The organism is Nocardia sp. CS682 (assembly GCF_004634405.1).
Lineage (GTDB): Bacteria > Actinomycetota > Actinomycetes > Mycobacteriales > Mycobacteriaceae > Nocardia > Nocardia ninae.
This window is the reverse complement of the sequence record NZ_CP029710.1, coordinates 7,384,329-7,402,641: the sequence shown is the minus strand read 5'-3', so window position 1 is coordinate 7,402,641 and position 18,313 is coordinate 7,384,329. Positions and strand designations below refer to the sequence as shown.

Sequence of the window (18,313 nt, the reverse complement as noted above, 5' to 3'; positions counted from 1 at the left end):
CGGTCGCGGGCTAGGCCCGGCGTCGAAGTCCGGCCGGATGCGACTTCGACACAGAGCCTGGGGGTGTGCGTGCGGCCGCGGCGGCTCGTGCAATTCTGGAATGCGGACACGTACTACAGAGAGTTTCCGATGACGGTTTCGGCAGCGCAGTTCGTAGATCGCCGGTTCGCGACCCTGGTCGCCGAGTTCGACCGGCTGTTCCGGCGACCCCTCGACGGCGGCGGGGCCCTCGCGGTCTATCTGCACGGTGAGCCGGTGGTCGACGTCTGGGCCGGCTACGCCCGGCCGGAGGTGCCGTGGGCGCACGACACCGTGGCCATGGCGTATTCGACCGGCAAGGGTGTGGCCAGCACGGTGTTGCACCGGCTCGCCGAGCGTGGCGAGCTCGACTACGACGAGCCGGTCGCGACGTACTGGCCCGACTTCGGCGCCGCGGGCAAGGAGCGCATCACGGTGCGCGAATTGCTCAGCCACCGAGCGGGTTTGCACCGGTTGCGCGGGCTGCTGCCCGGCCCGTTCGATCGGTTCTTCGACGACGCGGCGGTGACGGCGGCCCTGGCCGCGGCGGCGCCGGATCCGCGCCACCTCGTCACCAGCGGCTATCAAGGAATCACCTTCGGGCACTTGGTCGCCGAGCTGGTGCGCCAGGTCACCGGCACGGAGTTCACCGAGGTGCTGCGCACCGAGATCGCCGAACCGCTTGCCGCCGAAGAACTCTGGTTCGGGGTGCCGCAGGCGCAGCGCGACCGGGTCGCGACCAACTTTCCCCGGCTGACCGTCGCGGGCATGAGCTGGGAGAACAGCTCCCGGCTACTCGGCAGGACCAGGTTCTCGGCCGCGATGGACACCACGCCGAAGGGCTTCGCCGACCTGGTTGCCGATCCGCGGCTGCATGATTCGGTGATGCCCGGCGTCAACGGGGTGTTCTCGGCCCGCGCGCTGGCCCGGCTCTACGGTGCCCTCGCCAACGGTGGCGAGCTCGACGGATTCCAGCTGCTGCGCCCCGAGACCATCGCCGAAGTCAGTCGCCGCCAGATCTTCACCCCCGATTACGTTCTCGCCCTGCGCATTCCGTGGGCGCTCGGCTACCACGGCGTGCCCATGCGCCCTTCGAAGGCGGACCCGATCTCCGCCTTCGGTCATTTCGGTCTCGGCGGCTCCGGCGCCTTCGCCGACCCCGCCACGGGCATGTCGCTGGGCTTTGTGACCAACCGTCTCGGCGGGCGGCTCACGCCCCTGGGCGACGCTCGGTTGGCTCGCCTCGGCGCGCTCGCGCACAACCTCGCCAAGGCGGCCTGACCGCAGGTCCGGGTGCCTGCGGTGTGGCGTCGGCCGGAATCATCGGACGTATTGCGGGCGGGATGGCAGCATGGGCGCCATGGAGTTGGTCGGTATGGAGCGAATCACGGCGGCCGCGGAATTGCTGGCGCCGGTGATTCGGAAAACGCCCATCGTCGCTTCCCGGGTGCTGTCCGAGCGTGCGGGCACCGAAGTGTGGCTGAAGTGCGAGAATCTGCAGCGGACCGGGTCGTTCAAGCCGCGCGGCGCCTATAACCGGATTGCTAATCTGCCCGCCGAGGACCGGGCGCGCGGCGTGGTCGCGGCGAGTGCCGGCAACCACGCGCAGGGCGTGGCCTGGGCGGCGACCTCGCTGAACATCACCTCGACCGTGTTCATGCCGGTGGGCGCCTCGCTGCCGAAGCTCGCGGCCACCAAGGCCTACGGCGCCGAGGTGCGGCAGGTAGGTGAGACCATCGAAGACGCCTTGGACGCCGCCATCGAGTTCGCCGACCGCACCGGTGCGACGTTGATCCATCCGTTCGACCACCCCGACGTCGTGGCCGGGCAGGCGACGGTGGCGCTGGAGATCCTGGAACAGATCCCCGACGTCGGCACCGTGCTCGTGCCGACCGGTGGCGGCGGCTTGATCGCGGGCATCGCGGTGGCGCTGCATCATCTGGCCCCGCAGGTGCGGGTGATCGGGGTGCAGGCGAAAGAGGCGGCCGCCTGGCCGGGTTCACTGACGGCGGGCAAGCCGGTGCGGGTCGGGCGGATGTCGACGATGGCCGACGGTATCGCCGTCGGGCAGCCGGGTCAGGTGCCGTTCGTCCATGTGGCCGAGCACGTCTCGGCTATGGTGACCGTCGACGAGGATTCGCTGTCCAAGGCGCTGCTGCTGTGTCTGGAACGGGCCAAGCTGATCGTCGAGCCCGCGGGTGCGGCGGCGGTCGCTGCCCTGATAAGTTGTGCCGCAGCGGATCTCGAACTGAAGGGCCCGGTGTGCGCGATCCTCTCGGGTGGCAATATCGATCCGCTGCTGCTCACCCGGTTGATCGGCCACGGCTTGAGCGCGGCGGGCCGCTATCTCGCTGTCCGCGTGACGATCTCGGATCAACCAGGCGGTTTGAGCGCGCTGCTCGCAGTGGTCGGCAAGACCGGGGCCAGCGTGGTCGACGTGTGGCACGCCCGGACCGGAACCTGGCTGGCGCTCGACGAGGTCGAGGTCTCCCTCACCCTGGAAACCCGCGGGCCCAACCATCGCGAGGACGTCCTCAACGCCCTCACCAACGCCGGTTACGCGGTCCGCGCGGCGGACTAGCAATTGTTGTGCCGACCGGGCGCTCGATCGCGCCCGGTCGGCCCCTCATCCGAGCGTCAGCACTTGCGCTTGTAGAAGTACTTCGAGTTGGCGTCCATGTCGGCCTGGGTGATCGCGATCATGTCGGTCTCGATCTTTCGGGTGACCGGTTTGCCTTCGATGGCTGCGGCGGCTTGGTCGACGCCCTTGGCGCCGATGCCCGCCGGGTCCTGGGCGATAAGTGCTTGCACGGTACCGGCTTTCAGGTCCTCGACCTGCTTGGGGCTGGCGTCGAAGCCGACCAGTTTCACCTGGCCGAGCTTGTTCGCGTTGCGCAGGCCGGTCGCCGCACCCTCGGCCGAGCTGAGGTTGGTGGCGAAGATTCCGGCGAGGTCGGGGTGCGCGGCCAGCGTCGCGGTGACGATCGACGCCGCCTGGGCCGCTTCGTTGTTGTTGTATTGCACGCCGAGCGAGGTGATGCCGGGGAAGCTCTTGATCGCGCCCTCGAAGCCCTGCGCCCGCGCGTCGGTGGTGGACGTGCCCGCCTTGGTGTTGATCACCAGCACCGGGCCTTTGTCCCCCACCAGCTTGGCCAGGGTCTGTGCGGCGAGTGCGCCGCCCTTCTTGTTGTCGGACGAAATCGACGACAGCGCAACGGAAGTGTCGTCCAGGGCGGTGTCCACCTCGACAATCTTGATGCCCGAATCCTTGGCCTGCTTGATCGGATTGGCCATCGCGGTGGCGTGGGTCGGCGCGATCAGGATGCCGCCGGGTTTGTTCGCCACCACGCCGGTCAGCACCGGCGTCTGCGATCCCGCGTCGAACTTCGTCGGCGCCTGCGTGTCGAGCTTGTAGCCGAGCTTGGTGGCCTGCTCCTGTGCGCCACACTGCATCGAGATGTAGAACGGCTCGTCCGCGACGCCCGGAATCAGCACCAGCTTCTTGCTGTCGGTGCCACCCGAATCGCCCACCTGCCCGCTACAGGACACCAGCAGCGCGCCGACCGACATCATCGCGCCGATCATCACCGCCGTCCGCTTCGCCACCGTCATTCGGCTACCTCCGCCATCTTGTTTGTCACTGTCGACTCCTATTTCCGATCGCGGGCCCGGCGGCGGAGCTGGTCGAACCAGACCGCCGCGACGAGCACCACACTCACCGCGATCGGCTGCCAGAACACCGGCACCTGCGCGATGACGAACCCCTTCTTCAGCACCGACGGAATGAACACGCCGATCACGGTGCCCACGATCGAGCCGACGCCTCCGAAAAGGCTGGTGCCGCCGATCACTACGCCCGCGATGGCATCCAGGTTGTCGGTGGTGTGCCCGCCGATGGTGGTGGTGCCGAAGTAGGCCAGGTTCATGAAGCCCGCCAGGCCCGCGAGCACGCCGGTGAGCAGATACACCAGCACCAGATGCCGGGTGACCGCGATGCCGGAACGCCGGGCGGCCTCCTCGTTGGAGCCGATGGCGTAGGTGTAGCGGCCGAAACGGGTGGTGTGCAGCACCCACGCGGCGACCACGGTGACCACGGTGGCGACCAGAACCAGGTTGGGGATGCCGCCGAAGGTGGTGCCGAAACCCAGTGTGTTGCGCAGCTTTTCGGGCACCGTCCGGGTGTCGATGCCGCCGGTGATCAGCTGGGCCGCGCCGAGGGCGGCGCCGAACGAACCGAGCGTGACGATCAGCGGCGGAATCTTGGCCTTGGCCACCAGTAGTCCGTTGATCAGGCCCCAAACACCGCCGCCCACAACGGAAAGCAGGAAACCGATGCCGATGATGCCCCAGCCCGCGCCGGTCGCATCCTGGTCCGGGCTCAGCGCTTCCATCGATTTGGCGCCGATCACGCCGGCGAAGATCAGCACCATGCCGACGGACAGATCGATGCCCGAGGTGATGATCACGAACGTCATGCCCACCGAAAGCACCAGCAGCACCGATGTTTCGATCAGCAGCGTCTGAAAGGTGAAGCGGGTGGGGAACGCGTCGGGCCGCAGGACGCTGAACACGATGCACAGCGCGACCAGCACCACGCCGATCCAGACCGTGCTCGCGCCGAGGAGTCGTTGCAGGACAGTGCGTTCGGGCAACTCGGGGCCGCCGTTGCCGTCGACAGTTTTGACCTCGGTCATGCCCGCACCTCGCTGACGCTCTGCTCCGGCATTGCTGGCGTGCTCATGCCGCACCCTCCTGTGACAGCGCGCCGGTCATCGCGCCGACCAACTGTTCGAGGGTGGCCTCGGCCGCGGTGAACCGAGCCACCCGCCGTCCGAGCCGCAGCACCTCGATGCGGTCCGCGACGGCCAGCACCTCCGGCATGTTGTGGCTGATCAGCACCACCGCGATGCCCTCGTCGCGGACCCGGCGGATCACCTCGAGCACCCGCTCGCGCTGCACCACGCCGAGCGCCGCGGTCGGCTCGTCCATGAACACCACCTTGCTCGCCCACATCACCGCCCTGGCCACCGCGACGCTCTGCCGCTGTCCGCCCGACAGCGAGCCGATCGGCACGTCCGCGCTCTGCAGGGTGACGCCGAGGCGCCGAAAGTGTTCGACCGCCTGGGCTCTCATCGCGGTGCGATCCAGCATGCCGAGCTTGCCCGCCAAGCCCTTGCGCACCAGCTCGCGGCCGAGGAAGAGGTTCGCCGCCGGGTCGAGGTCGGGGGCCACCGCGAGATCCTGGTACACGGTCTCCACGCCGAGTTTGCGTGCCGCCGTGGGCGTATTCAGCACCACTTGCTTGCCGTCCAGCAAAATCCGCCCGGAATCCGGCTGTTCGGCGCCGGAAAGGCATTTCACCAGAGTCGATTTACCCGCACCGTTGTCGCCGATCAAGGCGACCACTTCGCCCGCGCTCACCTGAAAGTTCGCGCCGCGCAATGCCTCCACCCCGCCGTAGCGCTTCACCAGTCCCTCGGCCCGCAGCGCGACGGCGGATTCGCCGGCCGGTTCGGCCTGTTTCGCGGCATCGTCCGAGGTCATCGGCCACATCCGTGCACGCACAGCTGAGCAAACGTCCAATCCATCGCCCGATGCTACGTTCGGGCTGAGGTCTCATGGGACGTATTCGGCAAAATGCGGGAGGCGCAACGGAATCCGGTTATTTGGGGTGAGAAAACAATGCACTGAACGCCCTCGGCGGCGGCTCGGCGAGTAGTGGATCGTCAGCACCCAGTTTCAGCACTGAAAGTCGCGGAGTTTCGCGGAACCATTGGGCGACGTCGCACGTCAAAGGAAATGCACAACGATCCCGTCGTCGAGTAGAAGGGAGTTGCAGAGTGGAACGTAGCAGCCCGCGATCGAGCCTGGGCGCCACATGAGCCCGCGCACCACCTGCTGGTGGACGACCAGCAGAACGAAACCGCGCCGCCCAGTTACCCTGGGGATATGAGCAGCATGGACGCCGATGTGACCCTCGCGGAGTTCGAGGTGCTGGAGCGCGCATCGTCCGAGGAAGTCGACGTCGAGCTGATCAATGGAAGGATCTACGTCGTTCCGGTTCCCGATGGTGAGCATGCCGAGTTCGCCAGCATCATCGGCGACCAAATTCGGGACCACTGCCCGGAGTGGCGCCTATTGCCCGAGGTCGGCGTGCGTATCCCGGCCCATCGCGAAAGCCGCGCCAGGGTGGATGGCGCAGTCGCACCGCGTGGCTATTTCCGGGATCAGCCATCGTGGTCCGACCCGGCAGGGGTGCTGATGATCATGGAGATCACTTCCGGTCGCGAACGCGACGCAGAGGTCGATCGGATAGAGAAGCGTGACGCGTATGCGCAGGCTCACATCCCGGCCTACCTGCTGATCGATCGCCATCGCGCCGAGATGACGGTCTACGGGGAGCCGGTGGATGGGGAATACCGGCACACCGCCACCGCCAAGTTCGGTGTCTCGCTCCGGCTGCCGAAGCCCTTCGAGTTCGACCTCGATACCAGCGAGTTCGTCTGATTTCTACCGTGTTCGGGTGTGCCGATGAGTGTTGGTTGGCGGCACACCCGCTCACTCAGTGTGCGCCGCCGAGTTCCAGCGCGAGCACGCCGATGATCACCAGGGCTATACCGCCGACCTGGATGAGGGTCAGGCGCTCGTCCAGGAAGAGGACGCCGATGATGGCGATGGCGGCTACGCCGACGGCGGACCAGATGCCGTAGGCGACACCGATCTGCATGCCGCGCTTCAGCGCTTGGGAGAGAAACCAGAAGGCGCTGGCGTAGCCGACAACCACGATGATCGACGGTATGACCTTGCTGAATCCGTCGGAGAGTTTCAACGATACGGTTGCGGTCACCTCGGACGCGATGGCAATGGCGAGCAGGAGCAAGGTCATGGCGGCAGCGTAACGAGTGCCGGACAATGACGAGGCAGCGCGCCGTGGGTGGCGCGGCGGCCGGGGGAACTCGGCGAGGGTGCGACGCGGCGGCGTCCGGCGACGAGGAGTAAGGATCGGGATGGATGCGGTGATGCTCGTCGGCGCGGCGGGGGCGTCGGTGGTTGTCGCGTTGATCGTGTTGCTCGTTGTCGCGGTCCAGCGGTCGATGCGTGCCGAGCGGGCGCGCAGAACTCAGCTGTGGGAATGGTCGAGGGCGCACGGGTGGTCGTATACCGAGCGGGCCCGCGCGGAGTGGACGTCGCGGCTACCCGGCCGAAATCCGCGCGGCCTCGGCGTGGTGATGACCGGGCAGCTCGGCGGCCGGTGGGTGACCGTGGCCGACTACAAGCACGAGACGTCGTCCTCGGACGGTAGTTCGACGACGCACCACTACATCGTTATTGTCGTGCGGCTGAATCAGCCGCACCTGCCGGTCAGTGTGCTGTCGCGGGGCTCACTCTCGCAGCTGGGCCGCAGCCTGTTCGGCGATAAACCGACCGCCACCGGCAATCCGACGTTCGACTATCGCTACCGGGTCGTCGCACCGGACCCGCACTACGCCCGCGGGCTGATCGGTCCTCAGCTGATCACCGCGCACCTCTACAACGCGGTCCCGCACTGGAGCCTCGCCGGCCAAGACCTGCTCACCTATCACAAAGGTCAGCTACGCCACCCCAAAGCAATCCCCGCCTTGGCCGCTCCCCTACTCCACGTAGCGGAACTACTCCCCCAGTGAGTGGCACACCAATTGCCGCCACCATGTGCCACTCGCCGAGGCTCAGCCCAACCAGCTGCGGAGCTCGGTTGTGGTACCGGCGATTTCGTCGAGTTGGCGGGCGACCTGGGTGCCCGCGGTGCCGCCGCGGGCGTTGCGGGAGGCGATGGAACCCTGGACGGTGAGGACCTCGCGCACGTTCGGCGTGAGAGCAGGGTCGATGGCGGCGAATTCCTCGTCGGTGAGCTCGGCCAGGCCGACACCGCGGGATTCGGCGGCCCGGACGCAAGCGCCGGCCGCCTCGTGCGCCACCCGGAACGGAACACCCTGCCGGACAAGCCATTCGGCGATGTCGGTGGCGAGAGTGAAACCGGCGGGAGCGAGTTCGGCCATCCGGTCGGTGTGGAAAGTGAGCGTCGAGACGAGGCCGGCGATGGCGGGCAGCAGCAGTTCCAGTTGCGCGACCGAGTCGAACAGTGGTTCCTTGTCCTCCTGCAGGTCTCGGTTGTAGGCCAGCGGCTGCGCCTTCAGGGTGGCCAGCAGCCCGGTGAGGTTGCCGATGAGCCTGCCCGCCTTGCCGCGGGTGAGTTCGGAGACGTCCGGGTTCTTCTTCTGCGGCATGATCGACGAGCCGGTAGACCACGCGTCGGCCAGGGTGATGTAGCCGAATTCCGGTGTGCTCCAGAGGATTACCTCTTCGGCCATCCGGCTGAGATCGACACCGATCATGGCGAGCACGAACGCGGCCTCGGCGGCGAAGTCCCGCGAGGAGGTGGCGTCGATCGAATTGGCCGCGGACCCGTCGAAATCGAGTTCGGCGGCGATCGCCTCGGGATCGAGCCCGAGCGACGAACCGGCCAGCGCGCCGGAACCGTACGGCGACACCGCCGCCCGCTTGTCGAAGTCACGCAGCCGATCGATGTCGCGCAGCAGCGGGTGCGCGTGCGCGAGCAGGTGATGGGCGAGCAGCACCGGCTGCGCGGCCTGCAGGTGCGTCTTGCCGGGCATCACCGCGTCGGGATGCGCGGCCGCCTGCGCCACCAGCGCGTCGACCACGTCGAGCACACCGGCCGCGACCCGGCGTACACCGTCGCGCAACCACATCCGGAACAGCGTGGCAACCTGATCATTCCGGGACCGTCCCGCGCGCAGCCGGCCGCCGAGCTCGGCGCCGACCCGCTCGATCAGCCCACGCTCCAGCGCACCGTGCACATCCTCATCGGACTCGGCGGGACCGAACGCGCCCGAATCCACGTCGGCGGCAAGCTGATCCAGCCCGGTGAGCATGCCGGCGAGATCGCTCTCCGAGAGCAGCCCGGCCTTGTGCAGCACCCGCGCATGCGCCTTCGACGCGCGAATGTCGTACGGCGCCAGGACCCAATCGAACTGCGTCGACTTGCTCAGGGCCGCCATCGCCTCGGCCGGTCCGGACGCGAAACGCCCGCCCCAGAGCGCACCGGTGTTCGTGCTGCCGCTCTGCGTCATGGTGTCCTGTCTCCTCGGGTTGCGGTCATCAGTAGGTGATGTCTGTGCCGTGCCGTCCGGTGCAGCGACTGTCCTCCGCACGGTGCCATCCGGAGCCGCGCGAGCAGCGCCGACCGACTGACCTTGCGCCAGCTGCCGTCGTGCGGGTCGCGAACTCTCCTCGGCCCGCACGACTTCAGCGCACTCGCTTACTTCTGGTTCAGATCCCGACGCGCCGCGACCTTCGAGGACAGTCCGTGGATCTGCACGAAACCCTTGGCCAGCGACTGGTCGAAGGTGTCGCCCTCGTCGTAGGTGGCGAGGTTGAAGTCGTAGAGGGACTGCTCGGAGCGCCGACCGTTCACGACCGCGTTGCCGCCGTGCAGCACCATCCGGATGTCGCCGGAGACGTGCTCCTGGGTTTCGCCGACGAACGCGTCCAGCGCGCGCTTGAGCGGGGAGAACCACAGGCCGTCGTAGACCAGCTCGCCCCAGCGCTGCTCGACCTGCCGCTTGTACCGGCCGAGCTCACGCTCGACGGTGACGGCTTCGAGCTCCTGGTGCGCGGTGATCAGCGCGATGGCGCCGGGCGCCTCGTAGATCTCGCGGCTCTTGATGCCGACGAGCCGGTCCTCGACCATGTCGAGGCGGCCGACGCCCTGCCGTCCGGCGCGGTGGTTCAGCTCGACGATGGCTTCCAGCACGCTCACCTGGCGGCCGTCGATGGCGACCGGAACACCCTTCTCGAAGGTGATGATGAGCTCGTCGGGGGCCTCGAAGTTGACCGTCGCGTCGGCGGTGTAGTCGTAGACGTCCTTGGTCGGCGCGTTCCAGAGGTCCTCGAGGAAGCCGGTTTCCACCGCACGACCCCACACGTTCTGGTCGATGGAGAACGGGGACTTCTTGGTGACGTTGATCGGCAGCGCGTTCTCCTCGGCGAAGGCGATGGCCTTCTCCCGGGTCCATGCGTAGTCCCGGACCGGGGCGATGACGTTCAGGTCCGGCGCGAGCGCGCCGATGCCGACCTCGAAACGCACCTGGTCGTTGCCCTTGCCGGTGCAGCCGTGCGCGACGGTGCTCGCACCGTGGAACTTGGCCGCCTCGACGAGGTGCTTGACGATGAGCGGGCGGCTGATCGCGGAGACCAGCGGGTAGCGGCCCATGTACATGGCGTTGGCCTGGATGGTCGGCAGGCAGTAGTCGTTGGCGAACTCGTCGCGCGCGTCCACCACGATGGCCTCGACCGCGCCGCAGTCCAGCGCTCGCTGGCGCACCACGTTCATGTCCTCGCCGCCCTGGCCGAGGTCGATGGCCACGGCCACCACCTCGGAACCGGTCTCCTTGGCGATCCAGCTGATCGCCACGGAGGTGTCCAGCCCACCTGAGTAGGCGAGTACGACGCGTTCGGACATGGTCTGTGTGCTCCTCGGTTTCGATGCTTGTGTTCGAAGTACGGACCGGCTTCCCGCCACAGCGGCCCGCACGTCCTACAAATGATTATGCACGATGATGCAAGCCCATTCACAACGGGGGTCCGGGAAGCGCCGCTGCGGCCCCGGATCGTTCGCGAAAGTCACTGCCCATCAGGCGAATTACGTCCTTGGCGTGCCGTTCTCCGGTGTGCGACCCTGAGAACGGAATCGTCGGGCGGGTAGAAGGACGGACGTCATGAACGCACTGCTACACCTCGTCGCGGGAGAGTTCAGCACCCTCGGCCACGGTGTCCTGGACGTCGGCCGCGCGGTCGTCGACCTCATTCAAGACATCATCGACGTGACAACGCCGGACCATCGCACACCGCGTGGTGGCGGCGGGCAATACCCGTTCTCCTGACCTGCGTCAGGCGATCTCCTCGATCTTCGCCGCCAGTTCGGCGCCGGTCAGCGGTTCGCGGGCGATGACGGCGATGGTGTCGTCGCCTGCGATGGTGCCGACGATGTAAGGCAGCGCGGCGCGGTCCAGTGCGCTGGCCAGGTAGTGCGCGGCACCGGGCGGGGTGCGCAGGACCGCGATATTGCCGCTGTGATCGGTGGAGACCAACAGGTCGCCCAGGAGCTTCGCGAGACGATCGGTGCCGCCGATAACGCCACGGATGGGATTGCCGTCCTCGGGCACCACGTAGACGCCGGCACCACCGTCGGCGGCGCGCAGCTTCACCGCGCCGAGTTCATCCAGGTCACGCGAGAGCGTTGCCTGCGTGGTCTCGATGCCTTCGGCGGCCAGTAAAGCCGCCAGTTCGGTCTGGCTGCGCACCGCGTGCGCGGTCAGCAGTTCGACAATGCGCGACTGCCGTCCGGCACGAGTGCGCGCGATCTCCGGGCCCGTCTTGCCCTGCTCCGGATGTGCGACGCTCACGACTGCACCTCGCCGACGCGCGCCATACCCGCGGACGCTGCGCGCATCGTTCGCTCGCTCACGACTGCTCGTCGCGGACGCTCACCTCTCATGCCGCACCATCACTTCGCTTGGCCAGCAACCACACCAGCAGCGCCTTCTGCGCGTGCAACCTATTCTCCGCCTCGTCCCACACCACGCTGTGCGGCCCGTCGAGCACCTCGTCGGTGACCTCCTCGCCACGGTGGGCGGGTAGGCAGTGCAGCACCACGGCGTCGGGCTGGGCGTGCGCGAGCAGCGCGCTGTTCACCTGGAACGGGCGGAACGGGCCGACGCGGTCGAGGCCGTCGTTCTCCTGGCCCATCGAGGTCCAGGTGTCGGTGACCAACGCGTCCGCGCCGTCGGCCGCGGCGATCGGGTCGGCGGTCAGGGTGATGGTGGCGCCGGTGTCGGCGGCCCGCTTGCGGGCGGCCTCCAGGATCCACGGCAGCGGCTCGAAACCCGTCGGCGCGGCGATGGTGACGTTGAGGCCCGCGGTGACGCCGCCGAGCAGCAGCGAGTGCGCCATGTTGTTGGCCCCGTCACCGAAGTAGGTGAGGTTGCGCCCCACCAGGTTTCCCTTGCGCTCGGCGAGGGTCTGCAGGTCGGCGAGCACCTGGCAGGGGTGGAACTCGTTGGACAGCGCGTTCACCACCGGAACCGTTGCGGTGGCCGACATTTCGTCGAGCCGGTACTGCTCGAAGGTGCGCCACACGATCGCGTCGACGTAGCGGGAGAGCACCCGGCCGGTGTCGCCGAGGGTCTCCTCGCGGCCGAGCTGGGTGTCGCGCCCGTCCACCACCACCGCGTGCCCGCCGAGCTGAGCGATGCCCATCTCGAAGGAGAACCGGGTGCGGGTGGAGTTCTTCTCGAAGATCACGCCGACCCCGCGCGGACCCTCCAGCGGACGCTGGGAGAACGGCGCGTGCTTGAGTTCGGCGGCCAGGGTGAGGATTTCGGCCTGTTCGGCCGGGCTCACATCGTCGTCGCGGAGGAAATGCCGTACCTGCTGTGCTGAAGTCATTGCGCCGCAGCCTCCTTCGCATCTTGGGTGGCCGAGTCCAGGATCTCCGGCAGATCGGCGACGAAATTGTCGGCCTGGGTCTCGGTGAGGATCAGCGGCGGGGCGAGCCGAATAACGTTGGGCTTGGCCGGATTAATCAGATATCCGGCGGCCCGGGCCCGCGCTTCGACGTGCGCGGAGACGTCGTCGGTGAGCACGATGCCGAGCAACAGCCCGGCCCCACGCACATGGTCGATCAGCGGATGCTCCAGCAGTTCGATGCCGTCGGCGAGCCGCTTGCCGACCGACTCCACATGCGCGAGCAGGTCTTGCTCGTCGATGGTGCGCAGCACGGCGAGCGCGGCCGCCGCGCACACCGGGTTGCCGCCGAAGGTCGTGCCGTGCAGGCCGGGGGTGAGCAGCTCGGCGGCCTCGCCGGTGGCCAGCACCGCGCCGATCGGCAGCCCGCCGCCGAGCCCCTTTGCCAGGGTGATCACGTCGGGCACGATGCCCGCAGCGTGGTGCGCGTAGAACTTTCCGGTCCGGCCGATGCCGGTCTGCACCTCGTCGAGGATGAGCAGCGCACCGTGGCGCGCGGTGATCTCGCGGGCCTTGACCAGGTAGTCGACCGGCGGCACGACGACGCCGCTCTCCCCCATCATCGGCTCCAGGAACACCGCGGCGGTATCCGCATCGACCACGGCTTCCAGCGCGGCGGCGTCGCCGTAGGGCACGTGCACGACGCCTGCGGGCAGCGGCTCGAACGGCGTGCGCTTCGCGGGCTGTCCGGTGAGCGCGAGCGCGCCCATGGTCCGGCCGTGGAAGGCCTCTTCGCAGGCGATGATCTTGCGGCGTCCGGTCAGCCGCGCGATCTTGAACGCGGCCTCGTTGGCCTCGGTGCCCGAGTTGCAGAAGAAGGCGCGCCCGCTGTGGCCGGCCTCGGAGGAGCCGTCACCGAAGTGCGCGAGCAGGCGCTCGGCCAGTTCGATCACCGGTTCGTTGGCGTAGATGTTCGAGACGTGCCCGAGCGTGCCGAGCTGCTCCGTCACCGCGGCCAGGATCGCCGGATGGGCGTGGCCGAGGCTGTTCACCGCGATGCCGCCCAGGAAGTCGACGTAGCGATTGCCGTCCGCGTCGTAGACCACGGCGCCCGCCCCGCGCACCAGCGCGATCTTGGGCGTGCCGTAGTTGTTCATCATCGCGGCGGACCACCGCGCCTGGAGTTCTTGGTCTGTACTCATTTTCTCGTTCCGTCCGGCGAGCCAGCCCCGTTCGAGGACGAGTCGGGCGTCACCATCGTTCCGATTCCTTCTCCGGTGAACAGTTCCAGCAGCACGGCGTGCGGCACGCGCCCGTCGATCACGTGCGCCGTCGGCACCCCGCCCTGCACGGCGCGCAGGCAGGCTTCCATCTTCGGCACCATGCCCGCGTCCAGGCGGGGCAGCAACTCCGCGAGCGCCGCCGTATCGATGCGGGTGATCAGCGAGGACCGGTCCGGCCAGTCGGTGTAGAGGCCTTCGACATCGGTCAGCACCACCAGTTTCTCGGCGCCGATGCCCTCGGCGAGCGCGGCGGCGGCGGTGTCGGCGTTGATGTTGTGCACCACCCCGTCCGCGTCCGGCGCGATGGTGGACACCACCGGGATGCGGCCCGCGTAGATCAGGTCGAGCACCGCGTCCGGATTCACCGAGGTGACGTCGCCGACCAGCCCGATGTCAGTGGGCTCGCCGTCGACCTCGACGGTGCGGCGGGTCGCGGTGAACAGTTGCGCGTCCTCGCCGGAGATGCCGACGGCGTACGGGCCGTGCGCGTTGATCAAGCCGACCAGTTCGCGACCGACCTGCCCGAACAGCACCATGCGCACCACGTCCATCACCTCCGGCGTGGTCACCCGGAAGCCGCCGCGGAACTCACCCTCCAGGCCGAGCTTCTTCAGCATGGCGCTGATCTGCGGGCCGCCGCCGTGCACCACCACCGGGTGCACGCCGACGGTGCGCAGGAACGCCATGTCGGCGGCGAAGGCCCGCTCGAGTTCCGGGTCGACCATGGCGTTGCCGCCGAACTTCACCACCACGATCTTGTCGCGGAACTTCTGCAGCCAGGGCAGCGCGTCGGCCAGGATGTGCGCCTTGTCCAGCGCCGAAAGCTCGTGGCGGAGTTGGCTTGTCATGAGCTGTACGCCGAATTCTCTTCGACGTAGCCGTGCGAGAGGTCGGTGGTGCGGATGGTGGCCGCGGCGGTACCGACATTCAGCTCGATCAGCACCTCGATGTCGCCACCGGACAGGTCGACCTCGCGGGCGCCCGGTGCGCCGACACCGTCGATACAGACCGGGTTTCCGTTGAACGACACCGAGATCCGGTTCGGGTCGAGGGTGACCGGCGCCATGCCGACCGCGGCGAGTACCCGGCCCCAGTTCGGGTCGGAGCCGAAAAGCGCTGTCTTGACCAGACTGTCGCGGGCGACGGTGCGCGCGGCGGCCACCGCCTCGTCCTCGCTGACCGCGCTCGCGACGGTGACCAGCACCCGCTTGGTGACGCCCTCCGCGTCGGCCATCAGCTGGGCGGCCAGGTCGTCGCAGACCGCGAGCACGGCGGCGTCGAGGTCTTCCTGGCTCGGGGTGACCTCGCTGGCGCCGTTGGCGAGCAGCAGCACGGTGTCGTTGGTCGAGCAGGAGCCGTCGACGTCGAGCCGGTCGAAGGTGCGCTTGGTGGCATTGCGCAGCGCCTGATCCAGCTGGTCGGGGGTGGCGGCGGCGTCGGTGGTCAGCACCACCAGCATGGTGGCCAGCGAGGGGGCGAGCATGCCCGCGCCCTTGGCCATGCCGCCGACGTTCCATTTGTCGCGATGGTGGAACGCGGCTTCCTTGGGCACCGTGTCGGTGGTCATGATCGCGTGGGCCGCGTCGAGCCCGCCGGAGAGCCCGCCGCCCATCTCGTGCACGATCTCGGTGATCGCGGGGACGAGCTTGTCCATCGGCAGCCGGTCGCCGATCAGGCCCGTCGAGCAGACGGCGATCTCGCCGGCACCGGTCTCGGAACCCCAATTGCTCAGTGCCGCAGCGAGTTCCTCGGCGGTCTTGTGCGTGTCCTGGAAGCCGCCTGGTCCGGTGCAGGCGTTGGCGCCGCCGGAGTTCAGGATCACCGCGCGCAGCCGCCCGCCTGAGAGCACCTGCTGCGACCACAGCACCGGGGCGGCCTTCACCTTGTTGCGGGTGAAGACGCCTGCCGCCGCGTACTCCGGGCCCTCGTTGAAAACCAGTGCCAGGTCCGGCTTTCCGCTGGCCTTGATGCCGGCCGCGATACCGGCGGCACGGAAGCCGAGCGGGCCGGTGACGCCCTGGTTGCGCACCAGCTTGCCGTTGGCGGTCTGCGTCGCAGCGGATGTCGTCACGGTGCCACTCCTACGGTGGAAAGTCCTGCGGTCTCGTCGAATCCGACGGCCAGGTTCATCGATTGCACCGCGGCGCCCGCGGTGCCCTTGGTCAAGTTGTCGATCGCGCCGATCACCACGAGCAAGCCCGCGTCGGCATCCACCGCCACCTGCAGGGTGACGGCGTTGGAACCGAGCACCGCGCCGGTCTGCGGCAGTACGCCTTCCGGCAGCAGGTGCACGAATGGCTCGTCGGCATAGGCTTTTTCATAGACAGCGCGCGCCTGCGCGGCATCCACCGAGGTCGGTGCCGTGCAGGTCGCCAGGATGCCGCGCGGCATCGGTGCCAGCACCGGCGTGAACGACACGGCGACGTCGATGCCCCCCGCCGCCTTGAGGTTCTGCGCGATCTCCGGGGTGTGCCGGTGCGCGCCCGCGATGCTGTACGCGCGCACCGAACCCATCACCTCGGAGCCGAGCAGGCCGACGTCGAGCTTGCGCCCGGCGCCCGAAGTACCGCTCACCGCAACGACATTCACGTTCGGCGCGACGATGCCCGCGGCGACCGCCGGCGCCATCGCCAGACTGGCCACGGTCGGGTAGCAACCCGGCACCGCGATCCGGCGCGCGCCACGCAGCTGCTCGCGGCCGCCCGGCAGTTCGGGCAGGCCGTAGGGCCAGCTGCCCGCGTGCGCGCTGCCGTAATACTTCTCCCACGCCTGCGCGTCGGTCAGCCGGAAGTCGGCGCCGCAGTCGATGATCACCGTCGAGGCGGGCAGCCGCTCGGCGATCGCCGCGGACTGGCCGTGCGGCAGGCCGAGGAACACCACGTCGTGCCCCGCCAGCTCCTCGACAGTCGTCGGTGCGAGCACCCGATCCGCCAACGGCAACAGGTGCGGTTGCAGCGCGCCGAGCGGGGTTCCGGCATTCGATCCCGCCGTCAACGCGCCGATCACCAGGCGGCCCTCGCGGTACGCCGGATGACCGAGCAGCAGTCGCAATACTTCCCCGCCCGCGTACCCACTCGCCCCGGCCACCGCAACCCGCAACGCGGGCCCTGCTGGCTCCGGCGCGTGCACCGAATCAACCATGTGATGATTATGCACGACTATGCAAGCTCATTCACCAGCTGGTCCCCTCTTGCTTGGATCCTGCTGGAAGAGCCAGGGGTTTCGCAGGGTTGGTACCCGGCTCGATGGGGTGCAAACACGCGTTGGGCGGGAGCTCATGCCTGGGATCTTGTCGCTGGCTCGCGGGCCGATGAGGTGCGCTGTCAACGCCGCACGAGGCGATCTTGATCAGCAGGCATACCGCGCGGATTCGGTGGTAGTTCCCACGCGAAGGGCGCAGGCGGGCGACCGCCGTGCCACCGGAAATATCGACCACAGGAGGATCACCATGCCGTTCACCAACCGCCGCATCGGCTCCGACCTGCGCCGATTGACCGTCGGCGCGGCACTGACCGCCGCGCTGATCGGTGGTGGCAGCGCACTGGCCACCGCGGAACCCGTGAGTGAGCAGGAAGCCCTCGACGCGGCACGGCAGGCGTTGATGGGCGCGACCGTGGAATCCGTCGAGCTGGACACCGCGGACGGCACCCCCAAATGGGAGGTCGACGTCAAAACCCGCGACGGTAACGGGTACGAGGTCACGGTCGACGCGCGCACCGGGACGATTGTCTCGATCGACCAAGACAACGACTGACCCGCGCCGGTTCACAGACCCCGGCCCTCGCCTGCCCCAGGGCCGGGTGGCCTCTCGTATTACATTACTGGACAAGTGATCACGTGGAAATGGTGCAGCCGGCTGCTCGGCCGACGCCACCATCACTTCCACGTGATCACTTGTCCAGCGGCCCCGAACCCGGACTTGACGCCCCCTCCACACCAGGTCCGGCAGCAGCACCGACACTCACAATCCGGTTGATAACCGCGATCGCAAAGTCCGGCCGGCTCCGAACAATGACGACGGATAAGCCGTCGATCTGAATCACCGACTACTTAAATCCATTCGGGATTCCGAAGGAGCAGCTGCGCCCGTCAGGAACGTTTCGAGTAACAAGTGCGACTTGTGAGCGATGTGTTCCAGACAACAACTATTCAGGAGGTTCGCAATGGTATCCACGAAACGGCTTACCGCCGGCGCCGTCGTTGCCACCGCCGCCGCAGCCACCGTGCTCGCCGGCGCCGGCGTCGCCCAGGCCGACGTCCCGGTATGGCAGGCCAACTGTCACGTTTACAACATCTTCAACACCGGCGGAATGGCCAATTGCGAGCTGCCGACCTGGCACCAGGTAAAGCTCACCTGCGTAGCCTGGCCCGTCCCCTTCACCTACTGGAAATACGGCCCGGTGCAATACGGCCAGAATCAGTCCTGGGCCAGCTGCGACTCACTGAACGCCCTGGTAGGCATCGAAGTAATCCAAGCGTAGGACCCAATC

Annotated in this window: 19 protein-coding genes; 7 read left to right on the top strand and 12 right to left on the bottom strand. The window is 68.0% G+C overall.

Annotated features, from left to right (window positions below; genetic code table 11):
* Positions 1–129: 129 nt before the first annotated feature.
* Positions 130–1,299, top strand: coding sequence for a serine hydrolase domain-containing protein (locus DMB37_RS33570; RefSeq protein WP_135236106.1), 1,170 nt, complete (start codon positions 130–132; stop codon positions 1,297–1,299).
* Positions 1,300–1,369: 70 nt separating this feature from the next.
* A complete protein-coding gene (gene ilvA, locus DMB37_RS33565) occupies positions 1,370–2,599 on the top strand; it encodes a threonine ammonia-lyase (RefSeq protein ID WP_135236105.1) in 1,230 nt (409 codons plus the stop codon).
* Between the two features lie 56 nt (positions 2,600–2,655).
* Here ilvA and DMB37_RS33560 read toward each other — a convergent pair whose 3' ends face one another.
* Genes DMB37_RS33560 through DMB37_RS33550 form a run of 3 tightly spaced genes read right to left on the bottom strand, consistent with a single transcriptional unit; the run spans position 2,656 to position 5,562 of the window.
* Positions 2,656–3,630 (bottom strand): ABC transporter substrate-binding protein, encoded by a 975-nt coding sequence (locus DMB37_RS33560; RefSeq protein ID WP_135236104.1) that lies wholly within the window; start codon positions 3,628–3,630, stop codon positions 2,656–2,658.
* 38 nt (positions 3,631–3,668) lie between these two features.
* Complete coding sequence (locus DMB37_RS33555; protein WP_135236103.1) at positions 3,669–4,712, bottom strand: ABC transporter permease; 1,044 nt, start codon at positions 4,710–4,712, stop codon at positions 3,669–3,671.
* 43 nt (positions 4,713–4,755) lie between these two features.
* Positions 4,756–5,562, bottom strand: a complete 807-nt coding sequence (locus DMB37_RS33550) for an ATP-binding cassette domain-containing protein (RefSeq protein WP_222595025.1) — start codon at positions 5,560–5,562, stop codon at positions 4,756–4,758.
* Between the two features lie 357 nt (positions 5,563–5,919).
* Here DMB37_RS33550 and DMB37_RS33545 point away from each other — a divergent pair, with 357 nt between their 5' ends.
* Positions 5,920–6,525, top strand: a complete 606-nt coding sequence (locus tag DMB37_RS33545; RefSeq protein ID WP_206055060.1) for a Uma2 family endonuclease — start codon at positions 5,920–5,922, stop codon at positions 6,523–6,525.
* 55 nt (positions 6,526–6,580) lie between these two features.
* Here DMB37_RS33545 and DMB37_RS33540 read toward each other — a convergent pair whose 3' ends face one another.
* Positions 6,581–6,904, bottom strand: coding sequence for a multidrug efflux SMR transporter (locus DMB37_RS33540; protein ID WP_135236102.1), 324 nt, complete (start codon positions 6,902–6,904; stop codon positions 6,581–6,583).
* Positions 6,905–7,025: 121 nt separating this feature from the next.
* On the opposite strand from DMB37_RS33540, the gene DMB37_RS33535 reads away from it, so the two are divergent.
* Complete coding sequence (locus DMB37_RS33535; protein ID WP_135236101.1) at positions 7,026–7,682, top strand: hypothetical protein; 657 nt, start codon at positions 7,026–7,028, stop codon at positions 7,680–7,682.
* 42 nt (positions 7,683–7,724) lie between these two features.
* Here DMB37_RS33535 and argH read toward each other — a convergent pair whose 3' ends face one another.
* Both argH and DMB37_RS33525 read right to left on the bottom strand, forming a co-directional pair.
* Positions 7,725–9,146, bottom strand: coding sequence for an argininosuccinate lyase (argH, locus tag DMB37_RS33530; RefSeq protein ID WP_135236100.1), 1,422 nt, complete (start codon positions 9,144–9,146; stop codon positions 7,725–7,727).
* 188 nt (positions 9,147–9,334) lie between these two features.
* Entirely contained in the window at positions 9,335–10,537 is a 1,203-nt protein-coding gene (locus DMB37_RS33525) for an argininosuccinate synthase (RefSeq protein WP_135236099.1), read from the bottom strand.
* Between the two features lie 256 nt (positions 10,538–10,793).
* On the opposite strand from DMB37_RS33525, the gene DMB37_RS40795 reads away from it, so the two are divergent.
* Positions 10,794–10,958 carry a hypothetical protein gene (locus DMB37_RS40795; RefSeq protein ID WP_167769013.1) on the top strand — a complete coding sequence of 55 codons (165 nt, stop codon included), beginning with the start codon at positions 10,794–10,796 and terminating at the stop codon, positions 10,956–10,958.
* Positions 10,959–10,964: 6 nt separating this feature from the next.
* Here the strand turns inward: DMB37_RS40795 and DMB37_RS33520 are convergent, their stop codons facing one another.
* The 6 genes from DMB37_RS33520 to argC form a co-directional block, all read right to left on the bottom strand.
* On the bottom strand, positions 10,965–11,480 hold the full coding sequence (locus tag DMB37_RS33520; RefSeq protein WP_135236098.1) for an arginine repressor: 516 nt from the start codon (positions 11,478–11,480) through the stop codon (positions 10,965–10,967).
* Positions 11,481–11,568: 88 nt separating this feature from the next.
* Positions 11,569–12,522, bottom strand: coding sequence for an ornithine carbamoyltransferase (argF, locus tag DMB37_RS33515; protein ID WP_135236097.1), 954 nt, complete (start codon positions 12,520–12,522; stop codon positions 11,569–11,571).
* The gene (locus DMB37_RS33510; RefSeq protein WP_135236096.1) at positions 12,519–13,742 is read right to left on the bottom strand and encodes an acetylornithine transaminase; all 1,224 of its coding nucleotides are present in this window, start codon (positions 13,740–13,742) and stop codon (positions 12,519–12,521) included. The genes argF and DMB37_RS33510 overlap by 4 nt, the downstream gene beginning before the upstream one ends.
* Positions 13,739–14,671 carry an acetylglutamate kinase gene (gene argB / locus DMB37_RS33505; RefSeq protein WP_135236095.1) on the bottom strand — a complete coding sequence of 311 codons (933 nt, stop codon included), beginning with the start codon at positions 14,669–14,671 and terminating at the stop codon, positions 13,739–13,741. The genes DMB37_RS33510 and argB overlap by 4 nt, the downstream gene beginning before the upstream one ends.
* Positions 14,668–15,894, bottom strand: coding sequence for a bifunctional glutamate N-acetyltransferase/amino-acid acetyltransferase ArgJ (argJ, locus tag DMB37_RS33500; protein ID WP_135236094.1), 1,227 nt, complete (start codon positions 15,892–15,894; stop codon positions 14,668–14,670). The genes argB and argJ overlap by 4 nt, the downstream gene beginning before the upstream one ends.
* Entirely contained in the window at positions 15,891–16,964 is a 1,074-nt protein-coding gene (argC, locus tag DMB37_RS33495) for an N-acetyl-gamma-glutamyl-phosphate reductase (RefSeq protein ID WP_135236093.1), read from the bottom strand. The genes argJ and argC overlap by 4 nt, the downstream gene beginning before the upstream one ends.
* Positions 16,965–17,271: 307 nt before the next feature.
* Between argC and DMB37_RS40790 the strand changes: the two genes are divergently transcribed.
* On the top strand, positions 17,272–17,577 hold the full coding sequence (locus DMB37_RS40790; RefSeq protein ID WP_167769012.1) for a PepSY domain-containing protein: 306 nt from the start codon (positions 17,272–17,274) through the stop codon (positions 17,575–17,577).
* Positions 17,578–17,986: 409 nt separating this feature from the next.
* Entirely contained in the window at positions 17,987–18,304 is a 318-nt protein-coding gene (locus DMB37_RS33485; RefSeq protein ID WP_135236091.1) for a hypothetical protein, read from the top strand.
* Positions 18,305–18,313 lie beyond the last annotated feature (9 nt).

What these genes read in the sequence shown, in the direction of transcription:
- DMB37_RS33570 (WP_135236106.1), top strand. Translation starts at nt 130, where the DNA reads ATGACGGTTTCGGCAGCGCAGTTCGTAGATCGCCGGTTCGCGACCCTG.
- ilvA (WP_135236105.1), top strand. Translation starts at nt 1,370, where the DNA reads ATGGGCGCCATGGAGTTGGTCGGTATGGAGCGAATCACGGCGGCCGCG.
- DMB37_RS33560 (WP_135236104.1), bottom strand. Translation starts at nt 3,630, where the DNA reads ATGACGGTGGCGAAGCGGACGGCGGTGATGATCGGCGCGATGATGTCG.
- DMB37_RS33555 (WP_135236103.1), bottom strand. Translation starts at nt 4,712, where the DNA reads ATGACCGAGGTCAAAACTGTCGACGGCAACGGCGGCCCCGAGTTGCCC.
- DMB37_RS33550 (WP_222595025.1), bottom strand. Translation starts at nt 5,562, where the DNA reads ATGACCTCGGACGATGCCGCGAAACAGGCCGAACCGGCCGGCGAATCC.
- DMB37_RS33540 (WP_135236102.1), bottom strand. Translation starts at nt 6,904, where the DNA reads ATGACCTTGCTCCTGCTCGCCATTGCCATCGCGTCCGAGGTGACCGCA.
- DMB37_RS33535 (WP_135236101.1), top strand. Translation starts at nt 7,026, where the DNA reads ATGGATGCGGTGATGCTCGTCGGCGCGGCGGGGGCGTCGGTGGTTGTC.
- argH (WP_135236100.1), bottom strand. Translation starts at nt 9,146, where the DNA reads ATGACGCAGAGCGGCAGCACGAACACCGGTGCGCTCTGGGGCGGGCGT.
- DMB37_RS33525 (WP_135236099.1), bottom strand. Translation starts at nt 10,537, where the DNA reads ATGTCCGAACGCGTCGTACTCGCCTACTCAGGTGGGCTGGACACCTCC.
- DMB37_RS40795 (WP_167769013.1), top strand. Translation starts at nt 10,794, where the DNA reads ATGAACGCACTGCTACACCTCGTCGCGGGAGAGTTCAGCACCCTCGGC.
- argF (WP_135236097.1), bottom strand. Translation starts at nt 12,522, where the DNA reads ATGACTTCAGCACAGCAGGTACGGCATTTCCTCCGCGACGACGATGTG.
- DMB37_RS33510 (WP_135236096.1), bottom strand. Translation starts at nt 13,742, where the DNA reads ATGAGTACAGACCAAGAACTCCAGGCGCGGTGGTCCGCCGCGATGATG.
- argB (WP_135236095.1), bottom strand. Translation starts at nt 14,671, where the DNA reads ATGACAAGCCAACTCCGCCACGAGCTTTCGGCGCTGGACAAGGCGCAC.
- argC (WP_135236093.1), bottom strand. Translation starts at nt 16,964, where the DNA reads ATGGTTGATTCGGTGCACGCGCCGGAGCCAGCAGGGCCCGCGTTGCGG.
- DMB37_RS40790 (WP_167769012.1), top strand. Translation starts at nt 17,272, where the DNA reads ATGCCGTTCACCAACCGCCGCATCGGCTCCGACCTGCGCCGATTGACC.
- DMB37_RS33485 (WP_135236091.1), top strand. Translation starts at nt 17,987, where the DNA reads ATGGTATCCACGAAACGGCTTACCGCCGGCGCCGTCGTTGCCACCGCC.